The organism is Aeromonas sp. 601027, assembly GCF_049174455.1.
GTDB classification, from domain to species: Bacteria; Pseudomonadota; Gammaproteobacteria; order Enterobacterales; family Aeromonadaceae; genus Aeromonas; species Aeromonas veronii_A.
On the sequence record NZ_JAAKTN010000002.1, the window covers coordinates 167,513 to 186,014 of the forward strand.

At 60.5% G+C, this 18,502-nt stretch carries 19 protein-coding genes; 11 read left to right on the forward strand and 8 right to left on the reverse strand.

The annotated features are described in order from the left end of the window. Positions 1 to 171: 171 nt before the first annotated feature. A complete protein-coding gene (gene fldB / locus G5193_RS04565; protein ID WP_042082737.1) occupies positions 172 to 690 on the reverse strand; it encodes a flavodoxin FldB in 519 nt (172 codons plus the stop codon). Between the two features lie 250 nt (positions 691 to 940). Between fldB and xerD the strand changes: the two genes are divergently transcribed. Then, positions 941 to 1,840: a site-specific tyrosine recombinase XerD gene (gene xerD, locus G5193_RS04570; protein ID WP_042061134.1), complete on the forward strand. Its 900-nt coding sequence runs from the start codon at positions 941 to 943 to the stop codon at positions 1,838 to 1,840. A 72-nt stretch (positions 1,841 to 1,912) separates the two neighbouring features. Here xerD and mscL read toward each other — a convergent pair whose 3' ends face one another. Beyond that, positions 1,913 to 2,323, reverse strand: a complete 411-nt coding sequence (mscL, locus tag G5193_RS04575; protein ID WP_042054731.1) for a large-conductance mechanosensitive channel protein MscL — start codon at positions 2,321 to 2,323, stop codon at positions 1,913 to 1,915. A 316-nt stretch (positions 2,324 to 2,639) separates the two neighbouring features. Here mscL and G5193_RS04580 point away from each other — a divergent pair, with 316 nt between their 5' ends. The 5 genes from G5193_RS04580 to nqrE all read left to right on the forward strand — a co-directional run bounded on the left by G5193_RS04580 (position 2,640) and on the right by nqrE (position 7,786). After that, complete coding sequence (locus tag G5193_RS04580; RefSeq protein WP_216978179.1) at positions 2,640 to 3,287, forward strand: disulfide isomerase DsbC N-terminal domain-containing protein; 648 nt, start codon at positions 2,640 to 2,642, stop codon at positions 3,285 to 3,287. Then, positions 3,253 to 4,983, forward strand: a complete 1,731-nt coding sequence (gene recJ / locus G5193_RS04585) for a single-stranded-DNA-specific exonuclease RecJ (protein WP_216978180.1) — start codon at positions 3,253 to 3,255, stop codon at positions 4,981 to 4,983. Before G5193_RS04580 ends, recJ begins: the two co-directional genes overlap by 35 nt. 169 nt (positions 4,984 to 5,152) lie before the next feature. Then, positions 5,153 to 6,334 carry a MerR family transcriptional regulator gene (locus tag G5193_RS04590; RefSeq protein WP_421205128.1) on the forward strand — a complete coding sequence of 394 codons (1,182 nt, stop codon included), beginning with the start codon at positions 5,153 to 5,155 and terminating at the stop codon, positions 6,332 to 6,334. A 211-nt stretch (positions 6,335 to 6,545) separates the two neighbouring features. Next, entirely contained in the window at positions 6,546 to 6,986 is a 441-nt protein-coding gene (locus tag G5193_RS04595; RefSeq protein WP_421205130.1) for a hypothetical protein, read from the forward strand. A gap of 200 nt (positions 6,987 to 7,186) precedes the next feature. Beyond that, positions 7,187 to 7,786 carry an NADH:ubiquinone reductase (Na(+)-transporting) subunit E gene (nqrE, locus tag G5193_RS04600; protein WP_043822505.1) on the forward strand — a complete coding sequence of 200 codons (600 nt, stop codon included), beginning with the start codon at positions 7,187 to 7,189 and terminating at the stop codon, positions 7,784 to 7,786. 65 nt (positions 7,787 to 7,851) lie between these two features. Here nqrE and lnt read toward each other — a convergent pair whose 3' ends face one another. The 5 genes from lnt to miaB form a co-directional block, all read right to left on the reverse strand. Next, entirely contained in the window at positions 7,852 to 9,396 is a 1,545-nt protein-coding gene (lnt, locus tag G5193_RS04605; RefSeq protein ID WP_421205132.1) for an apolipoprotein N-acyltransferase, read from the reverse strand. Between the two features lie 147 nt (positions 9,397 to 9,543). Then, positions 9,544 to 10,428, reverse strand: a complete 885-nt coding sequence (gene corC / locus G5193_RS04610; protein ID WP_203118663.1) for a CNNM family magnesium/cobalt transport protein CorC — start codon at positions 10,426 to 10,428, stop codon at positions 9,544 to 9,546. A gap of 95 nt (positions 10,429 to 10,523) precedes the next feature. Next, positions 10,524 to 10,988: an rRNA maturation RNase YbeY gene (ybeY, locus tag G5193_RS04615; RefSeq protein WP_058058877.1), complete on the reverse strand. Its 465-nt coding sequence runs from the start codon at positions 10,986 to 10,988 to the stop codon at positions 10,524 to 10,526. After that, the gene (locus tag G5193_RS04620; RefSeq protein ID WP_421205135.1) at positions 10,985 to 12,034 is read right to left on the reverse strand and encodes a PhoH family protein; all 1,050 of its coding nucleotides are present in this window, start codon (positions 12,032 to 12,034) and stop codon (positions 10,985 to 10,987) included. Before G5193_RS04620 ends, ybeY begins: the two co-directional genes overlap by 4 nt. A 54-nt stretch (positions 12,035 to 12,088) precedes the next feature. After that, positions 12,089 to 13,522 carry a tRNA (N6-isopentenyl adenosine(37)-C2)-methylthiotransferase MiaB gene (miaB, locus tag G5193_RS04625; protein WP_184232846.1) on the reverse strand — a complete coding sequence of 478 codons (1,434 nt, stop codon included), beginning with the start codon at positions 13,520 to 13,522 and terminating at the stop codon, positions 12,089 to 12,091. A gap of 265 nt (positions 13,523 to 13,787) precedes the next feature. Between miaB and G5193_RS04630 the strand changes: the two genes are divergently transcribed. The 3 genes from G5193_RS04630 to G5193_RS04640 all read left to right on the forward strand — a co-directional run bounded on the left by G5193_RS04630 (position 13,788) and on the right by G5193_RS04640 (position 16,380). Further along, positions 13,788 to 14,951, forward strand: coding sequence for an FAD-dependent oxidoreductase (locus G5193_RS04630; RefSeq protein ID WP_421205137.1), 1,164 nt, complete (start codon positions 13,788 to 13,790; stop codon positions 14,949 to 14,951). 49 nt (positions 14,952 to 15,000) lie between these two features. Then, on the forward strand, positions 15,001 to 15,567 hold the full coding sequence (locus G5193_RS04635) for a cysteine hydrolase family protein (RefSeq protein WP_421205139.1): 567 nt from the start codon (positions 15,001 to 15,003) through the stop codon (positions 15,565 to 15,567). Positions 15,568 to 15,699: 132 nt separating this feature from the next. Then, positions 15,700 to 16,380 carry an excalibur calcium-binding domain-containing protein gene (locus tag G5193_RS04640; RefSeq protein ID WP_421205254.1) on the forward strand — a complete coding sequence of 227 codons (681 nt, stop codon included), beginning with the start codon at positions 15,700 to 15,702 and terminating at the stop codon, positions 16,378 to 16,380. A 90-nt stretch (positions 16,381 to 16,470) separates the two neighbouring features. Here G5193_RS04640 and G5193_RS04645 read toward each other — a convergent pair whose 3' ends face one another. Further along, entirely contained in the window at positions 16,471 to 17,379 is a 909-nt protein-coding gene (locus tag G5193_RS04645) for a LysR family transcriptional regulator (protein ID WP_216953030.1), read from the reverse strand. A gap of 116 nt (positions 17,380 to 17,495) precedes the next feature. Here G5193_RS04645 and G5193_RS04650 point away from each other — a divergent pair, with 116 nt between their 5' ends. Together G5193_RS04650 and G5193_RS04655 are read left to right on the forward strand one after the other, a co-directional pair. After that, positions 17,496 to 17,741, forward strand: a complete 246-nt coding sequence (locus tag G5193_RS04650) for a hypothetical protein (protein ID WP_139463531.1) — start codon at positions 17,496 to 17,498, stop codon at positions 17,739 to 17,741. Next, positions 17,695 to 18,429 carry an HAD-IA family hydrolase gene (locus G5193_RS04655; protein ID WP_421205142.1) on the forward strand — a complete coding sequence of 245 codons (735 nt, stop codon included), beginning with the start codon at positions 17,695 to 17,697 and terminating at the stop codon, positions 18,427 to 18,429. The genes G5193_RS04650 and G5193_RS04655 overlap by 47 nt, the downstream gene beginning before the upstream one ends. Positions 18,430 to 18,502 lie beyond the last annotated feature (73 nt).

Below are 18,502 nucleotides of genomic sequence, written 5' to 3' on the forward strand. Positions count from 1 at the left end.
TTCCGACATCCGGCTCTGATTGTTATGGGATGTCGAGTCCATTGTTGCAGACCAGCACAAAAAAGTCGCTATAGCGTCATGCGATGATACCGATTGAGAAAACCGGTGCGATAACTGCGCCCGGACGGCCACATCCACAGGGAGTGGCCGCCTTGAGATGAGTGAAAAAGATCAGAGCAGGGCGTGGATTTCGCTCAGGATCTGTTCGACCCACTGCTCGATGCGCGGATCGGTCTGGTCATACTGATTGGCATCGTCCAGCGCCAGCCCGACGAAGTGACGGCCATCGTCGATCAGTGCCTTGGAGGCATCGAATTCGTACCCTTCGTTGGGCCAGTAGCCCACCAGCTTGACCCCTTTTGGCACCAGCTGATCGTGCAGCATGCCGAGGGCGTCCTGGAACCATTCGCCATAACCGAGCTGATCGCCGAGGCCAAACAGGGCGACGATGCGTCCCTCCAGATGGAGATCGGTGATATCTTCCCAGCGGGACTCCCAGTCCTCCTGCAGTTCGCCAAAATCCCAGGTGGAGATGCCGAGGATCAGGATCTCGTAATCCTCCATCCGGCGCAGGGAGACATCCTTGATATTGTGAATATCCACCAGCTCGGGGCCGATGAGGGCGCGGATCTTCTCGGCAGCCATCTCGGTGTAGCAGGTGGTGGAACCGTAAAACAGACCAATCTTCATCGCTCTACTCTCTGTTGGCGCTTTCTCGCTTGCTTTTGGCGCGTTCTCGCATGCTCGTGTGGGCTGCGCCATGTTGGCAACACGATGGGTAACGTAAGGGGAGGGCGCCAGTCTAGCAGATTGCCATTCGACCTTCACCGCCCGGCAAGGGTCGTGGCAAACGAGCCTTATCTTTCCAATGAAAGTGCCTTGTCTTTCTAAGGAGTTGGCGCGTTACAATGGGCCATCTTTCCCCTGATTGCAGCGCACTATGAGCAAGCCCGACCCACATCCCCTGATTGAACCCTTCCTCGACGCCCTCTGGCTGGAGCGGGGATTGTCTGACAACACGGTCAGCTCCTATCGCAGCGATCTGGAGAAGTTCTCCCTCTGGCTCGACGAGCAGGGGAGCTCGCTGCTGCTGGCGGGGATGGACGAGATCCAGCACTACCTCGCCTGGCGGGTCGATCACCAGTTTGCGGCCAGCAGCACCGCCCGTTTTCTCTCGGCCTTGCGCCGTTTCTATCAGTATCTCAACCGTGAGAAGCTGCGCAGCGATGATCCGACCGTGCTGCTGGAGGGGCCCAAGCTGCCGAAAAAACTCCCCTCCGATTTAAGCGAAACGGAGGTGGATGCGTTGCTGAGTGCGCCGCTGGTGGATGACCCGCTGGAGTTGCGGGACAAGGCAATGCTGGAACTGCTCTACGCTACCGGCTTGCGGGTTTCCGAGCTGGTGGGGCTCACTGCCGAGCATGTCAGTTTGCGTCAGGGTTTGGTGCGGGTGGTCGGCAAGGGCAATAAGGAGCGGCTGGTGCCGATGGGCGAGGAGGCGATGCACTGGCTGGAGCGTTACTACCGCGAGGCCCGCACCCTGCTGCTGGGGGGCACCAGCTCAGATGTGGTGTTTCCCTCCAAGCAGGCCCGTATGATGACCCGCCAGACCTTCTGGCACCGCATCAAGCTTTACGCGCAGCGGGCCGGGATTAACGGCGAGCTATCCCCCCATACCTTGCGCCACGCCTTTGCCACCCATCTGCTCAACCACGGCGCCGACCTGCGGGTTGTGCAGATGCTACTGGGTCACGCGGATCTCTCCACCACCCAGATCTACACCCATGTGGCCAACGAGCGACTCAAGGCGCTGCACGGGGAGCACCACCCCAGAGCTTGAGTGGCTGGCCTCCCAAAAACAAAAAACCGCCAGCAGGCGGTTTTTTTATCTCTACACGACAGGAGATGGCGCTTATTTCCCTTGCTGGGATTTCAGCAGATCACGGATCTCGGTCAGCAGCTCCTGATCCTTGGTCGGGCCTGCCGGGGCGGCGGCTTCCTCTTCCTGCTTTTTCTTGAGGGTGTTGATGGCCTTCAGTCCCATGAAGATGGCGAAAGATATGATCAGAAAGTCGATGATGGTCTGGATGAACTTGCCATAGGCGATGACCACGGCGGGTGTTGTCCCTTCTGCAGCCTTCAGGGTGACCGCCAGGTCGCTGAAGTCCACGCCGCCCAGGATCAGGCCGATGGGCGGCATGATCACGTCACCGACAAAAGAGGAGACAATTTTGCCGAAGGCGGCACCGATGATGATACCGACGGCCATGTCGATGACGTTGCCGCGGGCGGCAAAGGCTTTGAACTCTTGAATCAGACTCATTATTTCCTCCGAAATTAAACAAGATAGCGCGTTGACTACCCTGGCCAAAGGGCGAACTCTTGTCAGGAAAAACAGAGGCTAAGCTGCGTTATTCCTGTCGTCCTGACTAGCTTGCGGGCGTTATGAGTCCTTGGCAATCGGGGGGAACCATTTTTTTGGTACAAAGTGATATTAATTTTTTGATAAGTAGCTGGTTGAATGATGAGCTGTGCTGCTGTAGTTTGCTGGGTCGATTCATTCATACCGCGTGAGTAAACAAGTGAAGTATTTACTACTGGGAATGATGCTTTTGTGCACATTTGCTGCCAGAGCGGGGATGGATACCCAAACCTTGAAACAGACCATTACCGCCCGGTTAGGGGTCTCTGTTTATCTGGTGGAACAGACCCCCATTCCCGGGCTCTATATGCTGGGCACTTCACAAGGGGTGCTCTACAGCGATGCCAAGGGGAACTATGTGGTGCAGGGGGTCATGCTGGATATGACTCATAACATGAAGAACCTCACCATCTCGGGCATGCGCGAGCAGCGTCGACTGGGCTTGTCCCAGGTGACCCATACACCGGTCGTGCTCCAGGCCAGTAATGAGCGTCATCGGGTTGCGCTCTTTTTCGGTGAGCAGGATGCCGCTCGTCGCCAGCTGTCCGGCACGCTGCAACATCTGCAGGCGTCCGGGGTCAGTGTCGAGCTCTACCCCGTGATTGAACATGCAGGACAGGCTTCCCACTGGTGCCAGGATCCCCTGCTACAGAATGATCCCTTCAAAGCCTATTTGCCTCAAACGGCATGTAGTGAGACCCTTATCCAAAATATTGGCCTGAGCCAATGGTTGGGGGTCAAGGTACTGCCGGCCTGGGTCTCCTCCGACGGGGATCTGGTGCGCGGGTATCAGAGCCCCGAACAGCTGCTCAAGATACTGGATCATATTGATGTCCCTGCAAATCCGTCGTCGTCCGCGAGTTGATGATTCCCATCTGCCTGCCACCCTGCATCCCCTGCTCCGCCAAATCTTCGCCAGCCGTGGCGTAGAGGATCCCGCCCTGCTGGAGCGCAGCGCCAGCCAGCTGTTGCCGCCCCAGCGCCTCTATGGCATGGAGCAGGCGGTGCCGCTGCTGGCGGAGGCTCTGACTGCCCAGAAACGGATCCTGATTGTCGGCGACTTCGACTGCGATGGTGCCACCAGTTCGGCCCTGTGTGTGCTGGCCCTGCGCGCCATGGGCGGTCGCCACATCGATTTTCTGGTGCCCAACCGCTTCGAGTTTGGCTACGGCCTTACCCCCGAAATTGTCGAGCTGGCGGTGGCCCGTGGCGCCGAGTTTCTTATCACGGTGGATAACGGCATCTCCAGCATCGCCGGGGTGGCGGCAGCCAAGGCGGCGGGCATGCAGGTACTGGTTACCGATCACCATTTACCGGGTCAGGAGCTGCCTGACGCCGATGCCATCGTCAACCCGAACCAGCATGGTTGCGATTTCCCCTCCAAGTCGCTGGCCGGGGTGGGGGTGGCCTTCTATCTGATGGCGGCCCTCAACACCCATCTGCGTCAGCTCGGCTGGTACGAACGGCAAGGGTTGCGCGCCCCCAATGTGGCGGATTACCTCGATCTGGTGGCCCTAGGCACGGTCGCCGATGTGGTGGCGCTCGATGGCAACAACCGTATTCTGGTCCATCAGGGCTTGCAGCGGATCCGGGCCGGGCGCTGTCGCCCCGGCATTCAGGCGCTGGTGGATGTGTCGGGCCGCGATGGTCGCCGCCTCACCGCCGCCGACCTCGGCTTTGCGCTGGGGCCGCGCCTCAACGCGGTGGGCCGTCTCGATGATATGTCCCTCGGGGTTGCCTGTCTGCTCTGCGATGATCTCAATTTGGCGCGCCAGCTTGCGGCCGAGATGGACAGCCTCAATCAGGAGCGCAAGGAGATCGAGCAGGGGATGCAACAGGAGGCCCTCGCCACTCTGGAGCAGATCCGTTTTCGCGATGGCGAGGTGCCGTCGGGCATAGTGCTGCACCGCAACGAGTGGCATCAGGGGGTGGTGGGGCTGGTGGCCTCCAAGGTGAAGGAGAAGTACTACCGCCCGGTCATTGCCTTTGCCGAGAGCAGCGAGACCGAGCTCAAGGGCTCCGGCCGCTCCATCCCCGGCGTGCACCTGCGCGATGCACTGGAACTGCTCGATACCCGCCATCCGGGGCTGATGGGCAAGTTTGGCGGCCACGCCATGGCGGCGGGGCTGACCCTGCCCAAGGCCAACATCGAGGCGTTCGGTCGGGCCTTTGAGGCAGTCATCAGCGAGCTGGTGACACCGGAGCTCTTGACCGGGGTGCTGCTCACCGATGGCGAGCTGCTGCCGGACGAGCTCACTCTCGAGCTGGCAGAGCTGATTCGCGCCTCCGGCCCCTGGGGTCAGGCCTTCCCCGAGCCGCTGTTTGACGGCGAATTCGTGCTGGTGCAGCAGCGGCTGGTGGGGGAGAAGCACCTCAAGATGATGCTGACAACCGATTCTGGTCACGCGGTGGATGCCATCGCCTTCGGCGTCGATCTCAAGCGCTGGCCCGATGCCTCGGTGAAGCGGGTGCGGCTTGTCTACCGGCTCGATGTCAACGAGTGGCGCGGCAACCGCAGCGTGCAGCTGCTGGTGGAGCATCTGGAGGCAGCCGGTCTCTGAGCTGGGAGCATCGCTGCTTTATCGCAGATAGCGCCAACAAAAACGGCCACCCTCGGGTGGCCGTTTTTGTTGGCAGATCTCTGGAAAAGGGCGTTGACCTGTCTATAGCTTTACAGTTTAAGCTCGTCTCTATCGGGTCACCTGAGGGCCCGCACCGTGAGTGATTGCCATGAAAATATCCGAACTGGCCCGCCGCTGCGGCCTCGCCCGCTCCACCCTGCTCTATTACGAGAAGCTGGGGGTGATTACCGGTACCCGGGCTGCCAACGGCTATCGCCACTATGACGAGGGGGATCTGCAGCGACTGCAGATGGTTCAGGCCCTGCAGGCAGGTGGCCTCAGCCTCAAGCAGTGCCTCGCCTGTCTGGCTGGCGAGATAGATCAGGCGGCATTGCTGGCCCGGGTCAGGGAGCTGGATGAGGAGCTGGCGCGGATGCAGCGCGCCCGGGATCTGTTGGCGGATCTGGCAGGGCTGCGCCCGCGCTCCGGTGAGGAATTCAAGGCCTGGCAGCTGCAACTGCAGCGCGAGGCACCGGAGGCCTACTTCGCTTGGGTGATGAAACAGGGTTTTAGCGAGAAAGATCGCTACCACTTGCAATGGTTGAGCAAAGACATGAATGAACATGAGCGTTACATCAAGGACTTTATCCAGCTGCTGGATGGCATGAGTTACTGGGGGCCGGGGGATCGCGCCTTCACTCAGCAGCAGTTTGCCGCCTTGCCCATCCGGCCGCGCCGTATCCTCGACATGGGCTGCGGGCGCGGTGCCTCGACCATGGCGCTGGCTCAGGTGACTGATGCCGCCATTGTGGCCATCGATCTGGAAGAGGAGGCGCTGGCCGCCGTGGCGCACTCCGCCCGTGCTGCGGGCTTTGAGCATGTCTCCACCCTCTGCGCCAACATGGCGGCACTGCCGGACGATCTGGTCCCGGCCGACCTCATCTGGGCAGAGGGGAGCGCTTACGTGATGGGGGTTGCCAATGCACTGAAGGCGTGGCGTCCACTGCTCGCGAGCCCACAGGCTTGCATCGTGCTCAGTGATGTGGTCTGGCTGACCGATAACCCGCCAGAGGCGGCGTTGGCATTCTGGCAGCAGGATTATCCCGCCATGCAGACGCTGGCGGGCCTGCTTGAGACGGTACAAGCGGCAGGCTACCGCTGCCTGTCACACACCCCCTTGCCGATGAGCGCCTGGAACAACTATCTGGCCCCTATCGAGGTCAATCTGGTGCGCTATCGAGACGAGCTGGGGGAGAGTGCCGCCTGGCAGGACTTGAGCCGGGAAGTGGCCATCCACCGCCAATATCTGGGTAGTTACGGCTATGTGATCTGCTGCCTGCAGGCGATGTGAAGAGGATGGCTATTGCCATTGAGGGTGAGCCAGGGACCGGACGGGGGAGCAGATGCTCCCCCATTTGTTTGGGTTTTTAAATGCTCAGTTCAGTGATAATTGAGTGTTTAGTGCTGATTTGAATGATTAATTGAATATCAAAATCCAATAAAGCGATTGCTTGTGATATATTTATCCCCGCATTCCTGTCATCCCTGAAGGAGCTCGAACCTTGCCTCTTGCCAGTCGCTTCACCCCAAGCCGCATACAGCACGGTGCAATGGCCTTTGCCATCGCCTGCATTCTGTGGCTCGCTGCTTTTGCCGCAGCTGGGCTGAGCGCCGTTTCGCAGGGGCCATCTGCCGGGGCGATGGCGGGGATGGCACTGCAAGACCCGCTCAACCAGCGTCTCGTCGACACGGTCGGCTTGCTGCCGGGCAACCAGTGGCGCCACGGGGTCGAGCAGGGGCGGCGGTTGGCGAAAGAGCGGGACGGCCATCTCTATCAGATGCTGCTGGCCTGGTTCCAGCACGACATCCTCGGCCTGCTCTGTGGCCTGCTGTTCTTTGTGCCGCTGATCTATGTCAGACAAGCTTGTGGCCACGTTGGCTATCTGCATAAACGGCAACTCTGCGGCCACCATCTGCAATATCGTTTCTGTCAAGGCGACTAGCTCACCCGGCTGGCGGACGCTCATCCACATTTTCACACGGCTTTTAACGCTACCGATTGACTGACGGGGCAGGCTGACACCTGCAGCCTGCGCTCTATCGTCCGGAGTTGCGTCCGCGCTTTCTGTTGTGTCGTCCATGCTGCTGGCCATCGGCCAGAGGCAGACTTTCTCTTTGCGCAAACACCTGGTGAGCACACCCTATGGACTACTACCTCAACCTGTTTATTCACTCAATCTTTGTCGAGAACCTCGCCCTGGCCTTCTTTCTGGGGATGTGCACCTTTCTTGCCGTCTCGAAGAACATCAACACTGCCTTTGGCCTTGGCATGACGATCCTGGTGGTGATGGTGATCGCCATTCCCCTCAACAACTTGATTTACCGCCATATCTTGCGGGCAGGCAGCACCTTTTTCGGGGAATTCGATCTGGGATTTCTCGATTACATCATCTACATCGGGGTGTTGGCGGCGCTGGTGCAGGTGATGGAGATGGTGCTCGACAAGTACGTTCCGGCGCTCTATCAGGCGCTCGGCATCTATCTGCCGCTGTTGACGGTGCACTGCGCCATCTTTGGCGGGGTGATGTTTATGGCGCAGCGGGATTACGATTTTGTCGAGTCGCTGGTCTACAGCGCAGGCTCGGGGCTTGGCTGGCTGCTGGCCATTGTCGCCATGGCCGGGCTGCGCCAGAAACTGAAGTACGCCGATGTTCCCGAGGGGCTGCGGGGCATTGGTATCACCTTTATCGTGGCGGGGCTGATGTCCCTCGGCTTTATGTCCTTCTCAGGCATATCGCTTTGATTGGAGATGAAAAAAACGAGGCGCCTGCGGGCGCCTCGTTGTTTATCGGGGGTTGCGGGTGGTCATTACAGTTCGCGGGCCCAGGGGTGAGCCTTGGGGCGCAGCGCCAGCGCCAGACCCAGCAGCAGTACGGTCAGACCGTAGAGAGGCCAGCTGCCAAAGCGCAGGTAGGGGGTCTCGCCGTGGGCGGGACGCACTTCGCTACGCAGCACGCCCGCTTCAAACTGCGGGATCTGGCCGATAATGCTGCCGTCAATCTCGGTGACGATAGTGATACCGGTGTTGGTGTCCCGCAGCAGCGGACGAGCCAGCTCCAGCGCGCGCATCCGGGCGATCTCCATATGCTGCCACGGACCGATGCTGGTGCCGAACCAGGCATCGTTGGAGACGGTCAGCAGGAAGTCGGTATCGGCATTGACGTTGCGGCGCACCTCCTCCGGGAAGATGATCTCGTAGCAGATGGCTGCGGCAAACTTGAGCCCCTTGGCGATCAGGTTGGGCTGCACTTCGTCACCCCGGCTGAAGGAGGACATAGGCAGGTTGAAGAAGGGGGCGATGGGGCGCAGCAGATCTTCAAACGGCACGAACTCGCCGATGGGCAGCAGGTGGTACTTGTTGTAGCGGTTGGAGTGGTTGTAGAAGTAGGACTCCTTGCCATCCGCATCCTGCACCCCCATGCCGAGCACGGTATTGTAGAAGCGCTGTTGCTGCTCGTCGTAGTGAATAATCCCAGCCAGCAGGCCGGTATCGTTCACCTTCATCGCCTTGTCCAGATTCTCCAGATAGGGGCCCATCGCCTTCTCGATGGCCGGGATCGCCGACTCCGGCCAGATGATGATGTCGGCATCCTGATTCTCGCGGCTCAAGTCCTGATAGGTGCGCACCGTGGGGGCCAGCGCCTCCGGATCCCACTTGAGGGACTGGGCGATATTGCCCTGCACCAGTGCCACCTTGACCGGTTCGCCACGGGTCACCCAGTTGAGTTGCATCAGGCCGTGAGCACCGGCAACCAGCAGGGCGGGCACCGCCAGCCAGAGCGGGGAGCGGGATTTCCACACCTGCCAGATGGCGGAGGCAGAGAGCAACAGGGCGAGGGTGATGCCCTGCACCCCAAGGATTGGGGCGAAGCCCCTGAGCGGGCCGTCGATCTGGCTGTAGCCAAACCAGAGCCAGGGGAAGCCGGTCATTACCCAGCCACGCAGCCAGTCCGCCAGCAGCCAGAGTGCCGGGAAGGCGAGCAGCCAGCGGCTCCAGTGACGGCCGCCAAAGAAGCGGGCGAAAACCCAGCAGGCGAGCGTCGGGTAGAGCGCCAGATAGGCGGAGAGCCCGGCCAGCAGTACGAAGGCCATCGGCAGCGGGATGCCGCCAAATTCAGTCATGCTGACGTGGATCCACCACAGGCCAGGTAAAAAGAGTCCCATGGCATAGCCAAAGCCACGCCAGGCGGCCTGCTTTGGCGTGGCTTTGTCCAGCAGGGCGTAGAGGCCCAGCAGGGAGGGGATCACCAGCGGCCAGTAGCCAAAGGGAGAGAAAGCCAATATAGCGATGGCACCACTGGCCAATGCACTGAGGCTTAACAGGATTTTGGACGTAACGGGGGATAATCTCACGGGCGATGGTGCTCGTCTTGGTCTGCAACTGGGTCGAATGGCCGGTATCTTAACCTGTAAGCGGGGCAACGGCGAGCCTCGATGCCGGTGGCAGAGAGCACAACGCCCCGAGGTCGGGGCGTTGTTTCACACATTGAGCGGATCTGCTTATTGCGGCTCGGATTGCGCCGCCGCGTGGTGCTCGGGGATCTTCACCTGCAACTGCTGCAGACGACGCCGGTCGGCATGCATCACCTTGAACAGGTAGCCGTCCAGCTCGATCTCCTCGCCCTTCTTGGGCAGGTGGCTGAAGGCGTGCATCACCAGACCACCCACAGTATCCACCTCTTCATCGCTGAACTGGGTGCCGAAGAAGTCGTTGAAATCCTCGATCTCGGTAAGGGCACTAACCGAGAAGACCCGTTTGCTGATGCGGCGGATCTCGTCCGGCTCATCCTCGATGTCATCGAATTCGTCATCTATCTCGCCGACGATAAGCTCGAGAATGTCTTCGATGGTCACCAGACCGGAGACGCCACCAAATTCGTCGACCACGATGGCCATGTGGTAGCGCTCTTCACGGAACTCCTTGAGCAGACGGTCAACCCGTTTGCTTTCAGGCACGATCACCGTGGGGCGCAAGATTTTCTCGAGCTGCAGCGGCTCGCTGGCGTGATGGCCGCCAAACCCGAAGGGGAGCAGATCCTTGGCGAGCAGAATGCCCTCCACATGATCCTTGTCCTCGTTGATCACCGGGAAGCGGGAGTGGCCGGACTCGATGATCACCGGCAGGATTGCATCCACCGGCTGGGACTTCTCGATGGTCACCATCTGGGAGCGGGGGATCATGATATCGCGCACGCGAAGATCGGCGATCTCCAGCACCCCCTCGATCATGTCCTTGGTGTCCTGATCGATGAGGTCGCGCTCTTCGGCATCGGCTATCACGTCTACCAAATCATTGCGGTCTTTTGGCTCGCCCTGGAAGAGTTGGCTGAGTTTGTCGAGCCAGGTTTTCTTCGGCGAGCCGGTACTAGGGTGATCGTCGGTCATTTTCTCTCTTGGTTACTCGTATGAACACACTTGAAATAGTTCGGGTTATATAAGGATGGCCATCTGCTGTTTCAAGACGATGACCATCCGGTTCTTTACTCTTCGTCGTTCAGATAAGGATCGGCAAAACCTAGCTCCTGCATGATGTCGCGTTCCAGCTGCTCCATCTCTTCGGCTTCCTCATCCTCGATATGGTCATAACCTAGCAGATGCAGACTGCCGTGCACAACCATGTGGGCCCAGTGGGCCATCAGGGGCTTGCCCTGCTCCTCGGCCTCGCGCTCTACCACCTGACGGCAGATCACCAGATCGCCGAGCAGCGGCAGCTCCAGACCGGGTGGCGCCTCGAACGGGAAGGAGAGCACGTTGGTGGGCTTGTCCTTGCCGCGATAGGTGAGATTGAGCTCGTTGCTCTCCGCCTCATCGACGATACGCACCGTCACTTCTGCCTCCTGCTGGAAGCCGAGAATGGTGCCGTCGAGCCAGCCTTGCAGCTGGGCTTCGGTGGGCAGGCCGTCAGTGCTGGCACTGGCCAGCTGCAGATCCAGGGTTACGCTCATTGCTCACTCTCTTTGCTGGCGTTTGTTTGGCCGGCCACCTTCTCGGCTGCCTGTTTGGCGTCGAACGCCTCATAGGCCTGCACGATGCGGGCCACCACCGGGTGGCGCACCACGTCTTTGGATTCGAAGAAGTTGAACGACAGACCATCGACCCCTGGCAGCACTTCCAGCGCGTGGCGCAGGCCGGATTTGGCGTTGCGCGGCAGATCTACCTGGGTGATGTCACCGGTGACCACAGCCTTGGAGTTGAAGCCGATCCGGGTCAGGAACATCTTCATCTGCTCGGTGGTGGTGTTCTGGGCCTCATCGAGAATGATAAAGGCGTCATTGAGGGTTCTTCCGCGCATATAGGCGAGCGGCGCCACTTCGATGATGTTGCGCTCCATCAGCTTCTCGACCCGCTCAAAGCCCAGCATCTCGAACAGGGCGTCGTAGAGCGGGCGCAGGTAAGGATCCACCTTCTGGGAGAGATCTCCGGGCAGGAAGCCCAGTTTCTCACCCGCTTCCACCGCCGGACGGGTCAGCAGAATGCGGCGGATCTCCTGACGCTCCAGCGCATCCACGGCTGCCGCGACCGCCAGATAGGTCTTGCCGGTACCGGCCGGGCCGATGCCGAAGCAGATGTCGTGGCGCACGATATTGGCGATGTACTGGGCCTGATTTGGGCTGCGTGGTTTGATGAGACCGCGCTTGGTCTTGACCGTCACCTCCTTGCCATAGGAGATGCTAGGCGCCGGTTCGTCATCCTGCTCCAGCACCCGCGACTCCTGAATGGCCAGATGGACCATATCGGGAGTGATATCGGTCACCTTGCCACCCTTGAGGGGCTGGGTTTCCACATAGAGGTGCTTGAGGATGACGGCGGCGGCATCCAGCTGGGCCGGTTTGCCCACCAACTGGAAGTGGCTGTCACGGTAGCTGATCTCGACGCCGAGGCGGCGCTCCAGCTGCTTGATGTTGTCATCGAAGGGGCCGCACAGGCTGGCAAGGCGCTGGTTGTCGGCGGGCTCCAGATGCAGATTCAGGGTCGAGATGTGTCGGCTCAAAATATCCTCGTCTCAAGGCGCTCCCCATCCGCCGGGCGAATGGGGAGGAGGGGATTAATGGGGAGTGAAGGCGGCCACGCCCAGCTCGTCCGGTACGTTATCCGGGCGACGGGCCAGGATTTCGCTCGGTGCGGTGGCGATCCGCAGGTTCATCTCGCTCTCGCCGCGGATGAACTTGCCGCGCAGGGAGTTGGGACGCACCTCGGTGATCTCCACGTCGGCAAAGCCGCCGATCAGGGTGTGCTGGCCTTCGAAGTTGACCACCCGGTTGTTCTCGGTGCGACCGCACAGCTGCATCGGATCGAGCTTGGAGGGCCCTTCCACCAGGATGCGCTGGGTGGTGCCCAGCATGGCGCGGCCAATCTGCATCGCCTGGTTGTTGATGACGTGCTGCAGGCGGGCCAGACGGGCTTTCTTCACTTCCATGTCGACATCGTCGGGCATGTCGGCGGCCGGGGTGCCCGGGCGCGGACTGAAGATGAAGCTGAAGCTCATGTCGAAACCCACATCCTCGATCAGCTTCATGGTGGCCTCGAAATCCTCATCGGTTTCGTTCGGGAAGCCAACGATGAAATCGGAGCTGATGGTGATGTCGGGACGGGCGGCACGCAGGCGACGGATCTTGGATTTGTACTCCAGGATGGTGTGCGGGCGCTTCATCATGGTCAGAATACGGTCGGAGCCGCTCTGCACCGGCAGGTGCAGGAAGCTGACCACTTCCGGGGTGTCTTTGTAGACTTCGATGATGTCGTCGGTGAACTCGATCGGGTGGCTGGTGGTGTAGCGAATGCGATCGATACCGTCGATGGCGGCCACCAGACGCAGCAGCTCGGCGAAGGTGCAGATGCCGCCATCAAAGGTCGGGCCGCGGTAAGCGTTGACGTTCTGACCGAGCAGGTTCACTTCGCGCACGCCCTGCTGGGCGAGCTGGGCGATTTCGTAGAGCACGTCGTCCAGCGGTCGGCTCACCTCTTCACCGCGGGTGTAGGGCACCACGCAGTAAGTACAGTATTTGGAGCAGCCTTCCATGATGGAGACGAACGCGGTAGCCCCTTCGGCGCGCGGTTCGGGCAGGCTGTCGAATTTTTCGATCTCGGGGAAGGCGATATCAACCTGGGCACCACGGCCCTCTTGCACTTCCTTGATCATGGCGGGCAGGCGATGCAAGGTCTGCGGGCCGAACACGATATCCACATAGGGAGCGCGCTGGCGAATCGCATCGCCCTCCTGAGAGGCAACGCAGCCACCCACGCCGATCACCAGACCGGGCTTTTTGGCCTTGAGCTTTTTCCAGCGTCCCAGCTGGTGGAACACCTTCTCCTGCGCTTTTTCGCGGATGGAGCAGGTATTGAGCAGCAAGACATCTGCCTCTTCGGGCTCTTCGGTAAGCGTGTAGCCATTGCTGGCATCCAACAGGTCGGCCATTTTGGACGAGTCATACTCGTTCATCTGGCAACCCCAGGTTTTAATGTGAAGTTTCTTGCTCATTGCTTCTCTTGACTTGTTTTGAAATCGGCATGGTCAAAGGACCGCGCATTTTACTCCGCAATCTGGATACTGCCTAGCTAATATCCAGCTGGCAATGGTGCTCACCCGATACCTGTTGCCAGCAAGCTCAATAAGCTTTCTCCTTGATTTGACGCAGCAATTCCCCGTTTGTCTCACTGTTTATCAGCCGCCCTTGCGCTATCATGCAGCCATCCGGTTCACGTCCGGGCGCTGTCGCCGGACGCACCCTTTCAGGAATAAATGTATGGAACAGTGTGATATCGCCATCGTCGGCGCCGGCATGGTGGGCGCCGCCACCGCCTGTCTGCTGGCGGCTCAGGGCCTCTCGGTGCGGGTCATCGAGACCCAACTGCCGGAGCATTACGCGCCGGAGCAGCCGCTGGATCTGCGGGTCTCTGCCATCAGTCAGGCCTCGGTGGCGCTGCTGGAGCAGGCCGGTGCCTGGCACCATCTGCAGCAGATGCGGCTCTGCCCCTACCGCCGACTGGAGACCTGGGAGCTGGACGGTTTTGCCACCCGCTTCAATTCCGCCGATCTCGGTCTGCCCCAGCTTGGCTACATCATCGAAAACCGGTTGGTGCAGCTCGCCCTGCTCAAGCGGATGGAAGATTTTCCCACCATCCAGACCCACACCCCGGCGGCTGTGACCAGCCTGCGCCAGAGTGCAGATGAAGCTGTGCTGACTCTGGACGACGGCACCGAGCTGGCGGCCCGCTGGGTGCTGGCTTGCGACGGCGCCGAATCCCACACCCGCAAGCTGGCGGGTATCGGCGTATCGCGCTTCGAGTACCGCCAGCACTGCATGCTGATCAATATCGGCACTGACTTTGCGCAGGAAGATATCACCTGGCAGCAGTTCACCCCGAGTGGCCCGCGCGCCTTCCTGCCGCTGCCCGGTCAGCACGGCTCCCTGGTGTGGTATGACAGCCCGGCCCGTATCCGGGCGCTGGCGGCCATGAGCAACGAAGGGCTTGCCGCCGAAGTGCGCCGCCACTTCCCGAGTCGGCTCGGCGGGTTCACCGTCACCGGCAAGGGGAGCTTCCCGCTGGTGCGCCGCCACGCCAACGACTATCACGCTGGTCGGGTGGTGCTGCTTGGCGATGCTGCCCACACCATTAACCCGCTGGCGGGGCAGGGGGTCAACCTCGGCTTCAAGGATGTGGCCTGCTGGGCTGATCTGCTACAAGGAGCTGGCGCCGACTGGCATCAACTGGCGTTGGCTGAGCGTTACGAGCGGCGCCGTCGCCCTGACAACCTGCTGATGCAGTCGGGGATGGATCTCTTCTACGGGGTGTTCAGCAACGAGATTGGCCCCCTCAAGCTGGCCCGCAATCTGGCCCTCAATCTGGCGGACAAGGCAGGCCCGTTCAAGGAGATGGCGCTGCGCTATGCACTGGGGCTGGTTTGACAGGTCGGAATCAGATAACACGGGCTGAATGCGCGAAGGAGCAAAGGTGATGAACAAGGCACTGCTGGTGATCGATTTTATCAACGACATCGCCCACCCCGACGGGCGCATCGCCGCCTCCGCAGCCCATGTGCTGGAGCAGGATGCTGTTGCGCATGCCAATCAGGCGCTGGCCCATGCCCGTGCCAACGGCTGGCTGGTAGTGCTGATCAAGGTGGGCTTTGACGGCGGCTATCAGCTGCAGCCCAAGAGGTCTCCCATGTTTGGTCGCGCTCACCAGTTGGGGGCGCTCTCTTTGGCTGACAGCGGCACCGACTTTCATCCTGATCTGGATGTGCAGCCCGGCGATCTGGTGCTGGCCAAGCCCAGAGTAAGTCCATTCTATGGTACTGCGCTGGAACCTGCCCTGCGGGCCAACCACATCGACCACCTCTATCTGTGCGGGGTGAGCACCAGCTGGGCCATTCAGGCGGCAGCGCGGGATGGTCACGATCGCGACTACGCCATCACCATTCTGGAGGATGCCTGCGCCGCCGCAGATGCCACCGAGCATCACACCTCGCTGCGCATGCTGGGTCGCATCGCCGAGATCATCAAGGTGTCCCAGCTGGCTTGATCCTTAACGCAGGCTGCGCCCGATCACCGTTTTGAGATTGACTCAGCGGCTCCCTGTCGGGCCGCAGCGCTTTTGGGCAACATGATTGTCGGGCAAGATAGTGCTCACATGGATAACAACAAGGATGGACAGATGCGTTATCAGGGACGGATCGCGAGCTGGAACGAGGCGCGCGGCTTTGGATTTATTACGCCGGAGCAAAATGGCGCCGAGCAGGCAATCAATGGAGCACGCAGTGCAGGGCTGTTTGTGCACGTTACGGCGCTGCAATCAGATGGCCGCGTGCCCGAGCCGGGGGAGCGTGTCACCTATCTGATCGGCAGTGGCCAGGATGGCAAACCGAGGGCGTTACAGGTCTTTTTCCCCGATCGCCCGCTCACGTTGGCGGATGCCGTGCCTTCGGCCGAATCATCAGCAGCAAGATCGGCCGTATCATCAGCGGCGCCATCATTTCGGGCGGCAAGTCAGCCGCCACGACCTACCTTGACCAGAGAGAGAAGTAACCCCTATCGACGTCGCAAGAGCAGCTGGAGTGGCAAATTGATCCCTCTGCTGGTGCTCGTCGGCCTCTTTTCCATCTATTCCCGTTTCTCGGCCGAGTCGATGGCGCCATTGCCGGTCTCCTCTTTCAATCAGGAGGAGGTCAGCACGCCACAGGCAACGACCTTTATTCGCCAGTGTGATGGTCGGCAACATTGCTCCCAGATGACCTCCTGTGAGGAGGCAACCTGGTTTTTACAAAACTGCCCTGGTACCAAGATGGATGGGGAAGGAGATGGCATCCCCTGTGAAGATCAGTGGTGTGTTAATTGAAATGCTTTGATTCACAAAGGCCCGATTAATTCATCTCGATTGCTGAGCGCTATCTTCTCCTGGTTCCGTCTGCGGGAGTTTTTGGCTGGGTCAGCGATCGATTGTGGCTGGGTGCGGTGCGGGATGGGGATCGAGGACCAGCTGCACGAAGCGATCGCGGATCGGGTCGGCAAAGGCGGGGTTCCACACCAGACTTATCTCCCACTCGGAACAGGGGCCAAAGAGGGGATAGAGGGTGACGTCCGGGCCCGCGATAAAGCTGACGCTGTGCGGCAGGATGGCATTACCTATGCCTGCCGCAACCAATGCCACCAGAGTCTGAATATCCTCTGCCTCTTGAACCATGCCGGTCAGCCGGTTGGCGCCGAGAAACCCGGCGATCTGCCGGGTTAGGCCGGGACAACGGTAGCCCACCATCTGCAACAGGGGTTGACTAGTCAGTGCCTGCTGGACGTCAAACGATGACGGATCTGGCTGGGTCATCCGGGTTGGCACCGCCAGTACCAGCCGGTCGGTCAGCAGCCGATGCTCCTGCAACAGCGGAGTCTCTGGCCGACGCATAAAACCAAGTTGCAACTGGCCGGAGAGCAGCTGCTCCTGCTGGATCGCGGAGGGCATATCCTGCAGATGGACCATCACGTCCGTGACCTGCTGTTTGAAGCGGGCCACCAGCGCAGGGGCCAGCGCGAAACTCGACAGGCCAAACCCAATCTTGAGCCGACCGGCCACGCCACTCGCCACTGCCAGCGCGTGACGTTCAAACTCCCTGCCGTGTTTGACCAGTGCGCTTGCCTGAGTGAGCAGCTGGGCGCCGAGCGCCGTCAGCTCGGCACCATGGCGGCCCCGCTTGAACAGGGTGCAGCCCAGCGTCTGCTCCAGCCCCTGGATCTGCTTGGTGAGGGCCGGTTGGGTAATGAAGAGGCGATTGGCCGCTTCCCGGTAGTTGGCGGTCTCGGCCAGCGTCACAAACGCCTGCAGTTGCCTCAAGTCGAATTTCATTCCAATTGGTTATCCAAAGTGGCGATTTATTGATTATAAATTATCTAATCGCCTTGTTCTAATGGCTCGGCAAGGGGGGAATCGCCCTCCTCTGAACCGGAACAAGGAGCCATATCATGTCTACCCAACGTTATCTGTTTTTGATCAAGGGCAAGCTGGTGCTGGCTCAGCCGTTGGCGGCCCCGGAGACTGGGGAGCTGCTCGCCAGCCTGTTGCAACAGGGGTTTGTGGTCGGCCCCTTGCAAGTGTGGGCTGGCAGTGCCGAGCAGGCGCTCGCCTGTTATGAGCGTGCCGCCCAGCAGCAGGCCTTTGCCGATGCGCTCTCTGGCTCTCTGCCCGAGCTGGCCGGGGTGCCTGTATGAGTGTCTGTATGAGTGCTGGCATGAACACGATCACCCTGTCGGTATCCGCCCTGCTGCTCGATATGATGGCACCCTGGTCTGCTCGATAGGCGATGTGGAGAAGGTGTGGCGGCTCTGGTGTCAGCATCATCAGCTTGCCCCCGAGCCGGTACTGGCGATGTGCCACGGTATGCGCTCACGTGAGGTGATCCGGGCGTTGGCCCCGCAGCTGGATGTGGAGCTGGAAGCGGCGCGGCTCGACGAGCTGGAGATGCTGCATACCGGCGGAGACGCCATCGCTGGGGCTGGCGAGTTGCTGCACTGTTTGCCGCCAGAGCTTTGGGCCATCGTGACCTCCGCCAGTGAGCGGGTTGCCCGTCACCGCCTGAATTGTGCCGGTTTGCCGCTGCCGGCCGTGCTGGTGGGGGCCGAAGCTGTGGTCAATGGCAAACCCGATCCCGAGCCCTATCTGCTGGGCGCTGTACGGCTTGGCGTGCCACCCGCTCGCTGTCTGGTATTTGAGGATGCCCCGGCCGGTATCGAGAGTGCCCTGCGTGCAGGTTGCACTGTGGTGCAGGTAGGGGGCGATGCGCCGCTCAATCCGGCGGTGGTGGCGGTGATCCGCGACTGGCGCGAGGTGAGAGTGGTGTCAGGGAAAGGCGAGTCCTTGCTGGTGATGCTGTCGATGCAGGGCGCCAACCAAGAATGACGGCACGAGAGCTTTGGGAGTTGAATTAGGGGGCTGAGCCTGATGGCTGGCGGTCAGTTACTCAGGCGTATGT

Bases quoted from the DNA above. Each gene is read 5' to 3' on its own strand.
- fldB (WP_042082737.1), bottom strand. From the start codon at position 690: ATGAAGATTGGTCTGTTTTACGGTTCCACCACCTGCTACACCGAGATG.
- xerD (WP_042061134.1), top strand. From the start codon at position 941: ATGAGCAAGCCCGACCCACATCCCCTGATTGAACCCTTCCTCGACGCC.
- mscL (WP_042054731.1), bottom strand. From the start codon at position 2,323: ATGAGTCTGATTCAAGAGTTCAAAGCCTTTGCCGCCCGCGGCAACGTC.
- G5193_RS04580 (WP_216978179.1), top strand. From the start codon at position 2,640: ATGGATACCCAAACCTTGAAACAGACCATTACCGCCCGGTTAGGGGTC.
- recJ (WP_216978180.1), top strand. From the start codon at position 3,253: ATGTCCCTGCAAATCCGTCGTCGTCCGCGAGTTGATGATTCCCATCTG.
- G5193_RS04590 (WP_421205128.1), top strand. From the start codon at position 5,153: ATGAAAATATCCGAACTGGCCCGCCGCTGCGGCCTCGCCCGCTCCACC.
- nqrE (WP_043822505.1), top strand. From the start codon at position 7,187: ATGGACTACTACCTCAACCTGTTTATTCACTCAATCTTTGTCGAGAAC.
- corC (WP_203118663.1), bottom strand. From the start codon at position 10,428: ATGACCGACGATCACCCTAGTACCGGCTCGCCGAAGAAAACCTGGCTC.
- ybeY (WP_058058877.1), bottom strand. From the start codon at position 10,988: ATGAGCGTAACCCTGGATCTGCAGCTGGCCAGTGCCAGCACTGACGGC.
- miaB (WP_184232846.1), bottom strand. From the start codon at position 13,522: ATGAGCAAGAAACTTCACATTAAAACCTGGGGTTGCCAGATGAACGAG.
- G5193_RS04630 (WP_421205137.1), top strand. From the start codon at position 13,788: ATGGAACAGTGTGATATCGCCATCGTCGGCGCCGGCATGGTGGGCGCC.
- G5193_RS04635 (WP_421205139.1), top strand. From the start codon at position 15,001: ATGAACAAGGCACTGCTGGTGATCGATTTTATCAACGACATCGCCCAC.
- G5193_RS04640 (WP_421205254.1), top strand. From the start codon at position 15,700: ATGCGTTATCAGGGACGGATCGCGAGCTGGAACGAGGCGCGCGGCTTT.
- G5193_RS04645 (WP_216953030.1), bottom strand. From the start codon at position 17,379: ATGAAATTCGACTTGAGGCAACTGCAGGCGTTTGTGACGCTGGCCGAG.
- G5193_RS04650 (WP_139463531.1), top strand. From the start codon at position 17,496: ATGTCTACCCAACGTTATCTGTTTTTGATCAAGGGCAAGCTGGTGCTG.
- G5193_RS04655 (WP_421205142.1), top strand. From the start codon at position 17,695: ATGCGCTCTCTGGCTCTCTGCCCGAGCTGGCCGGGGTGCCTGTATGAG.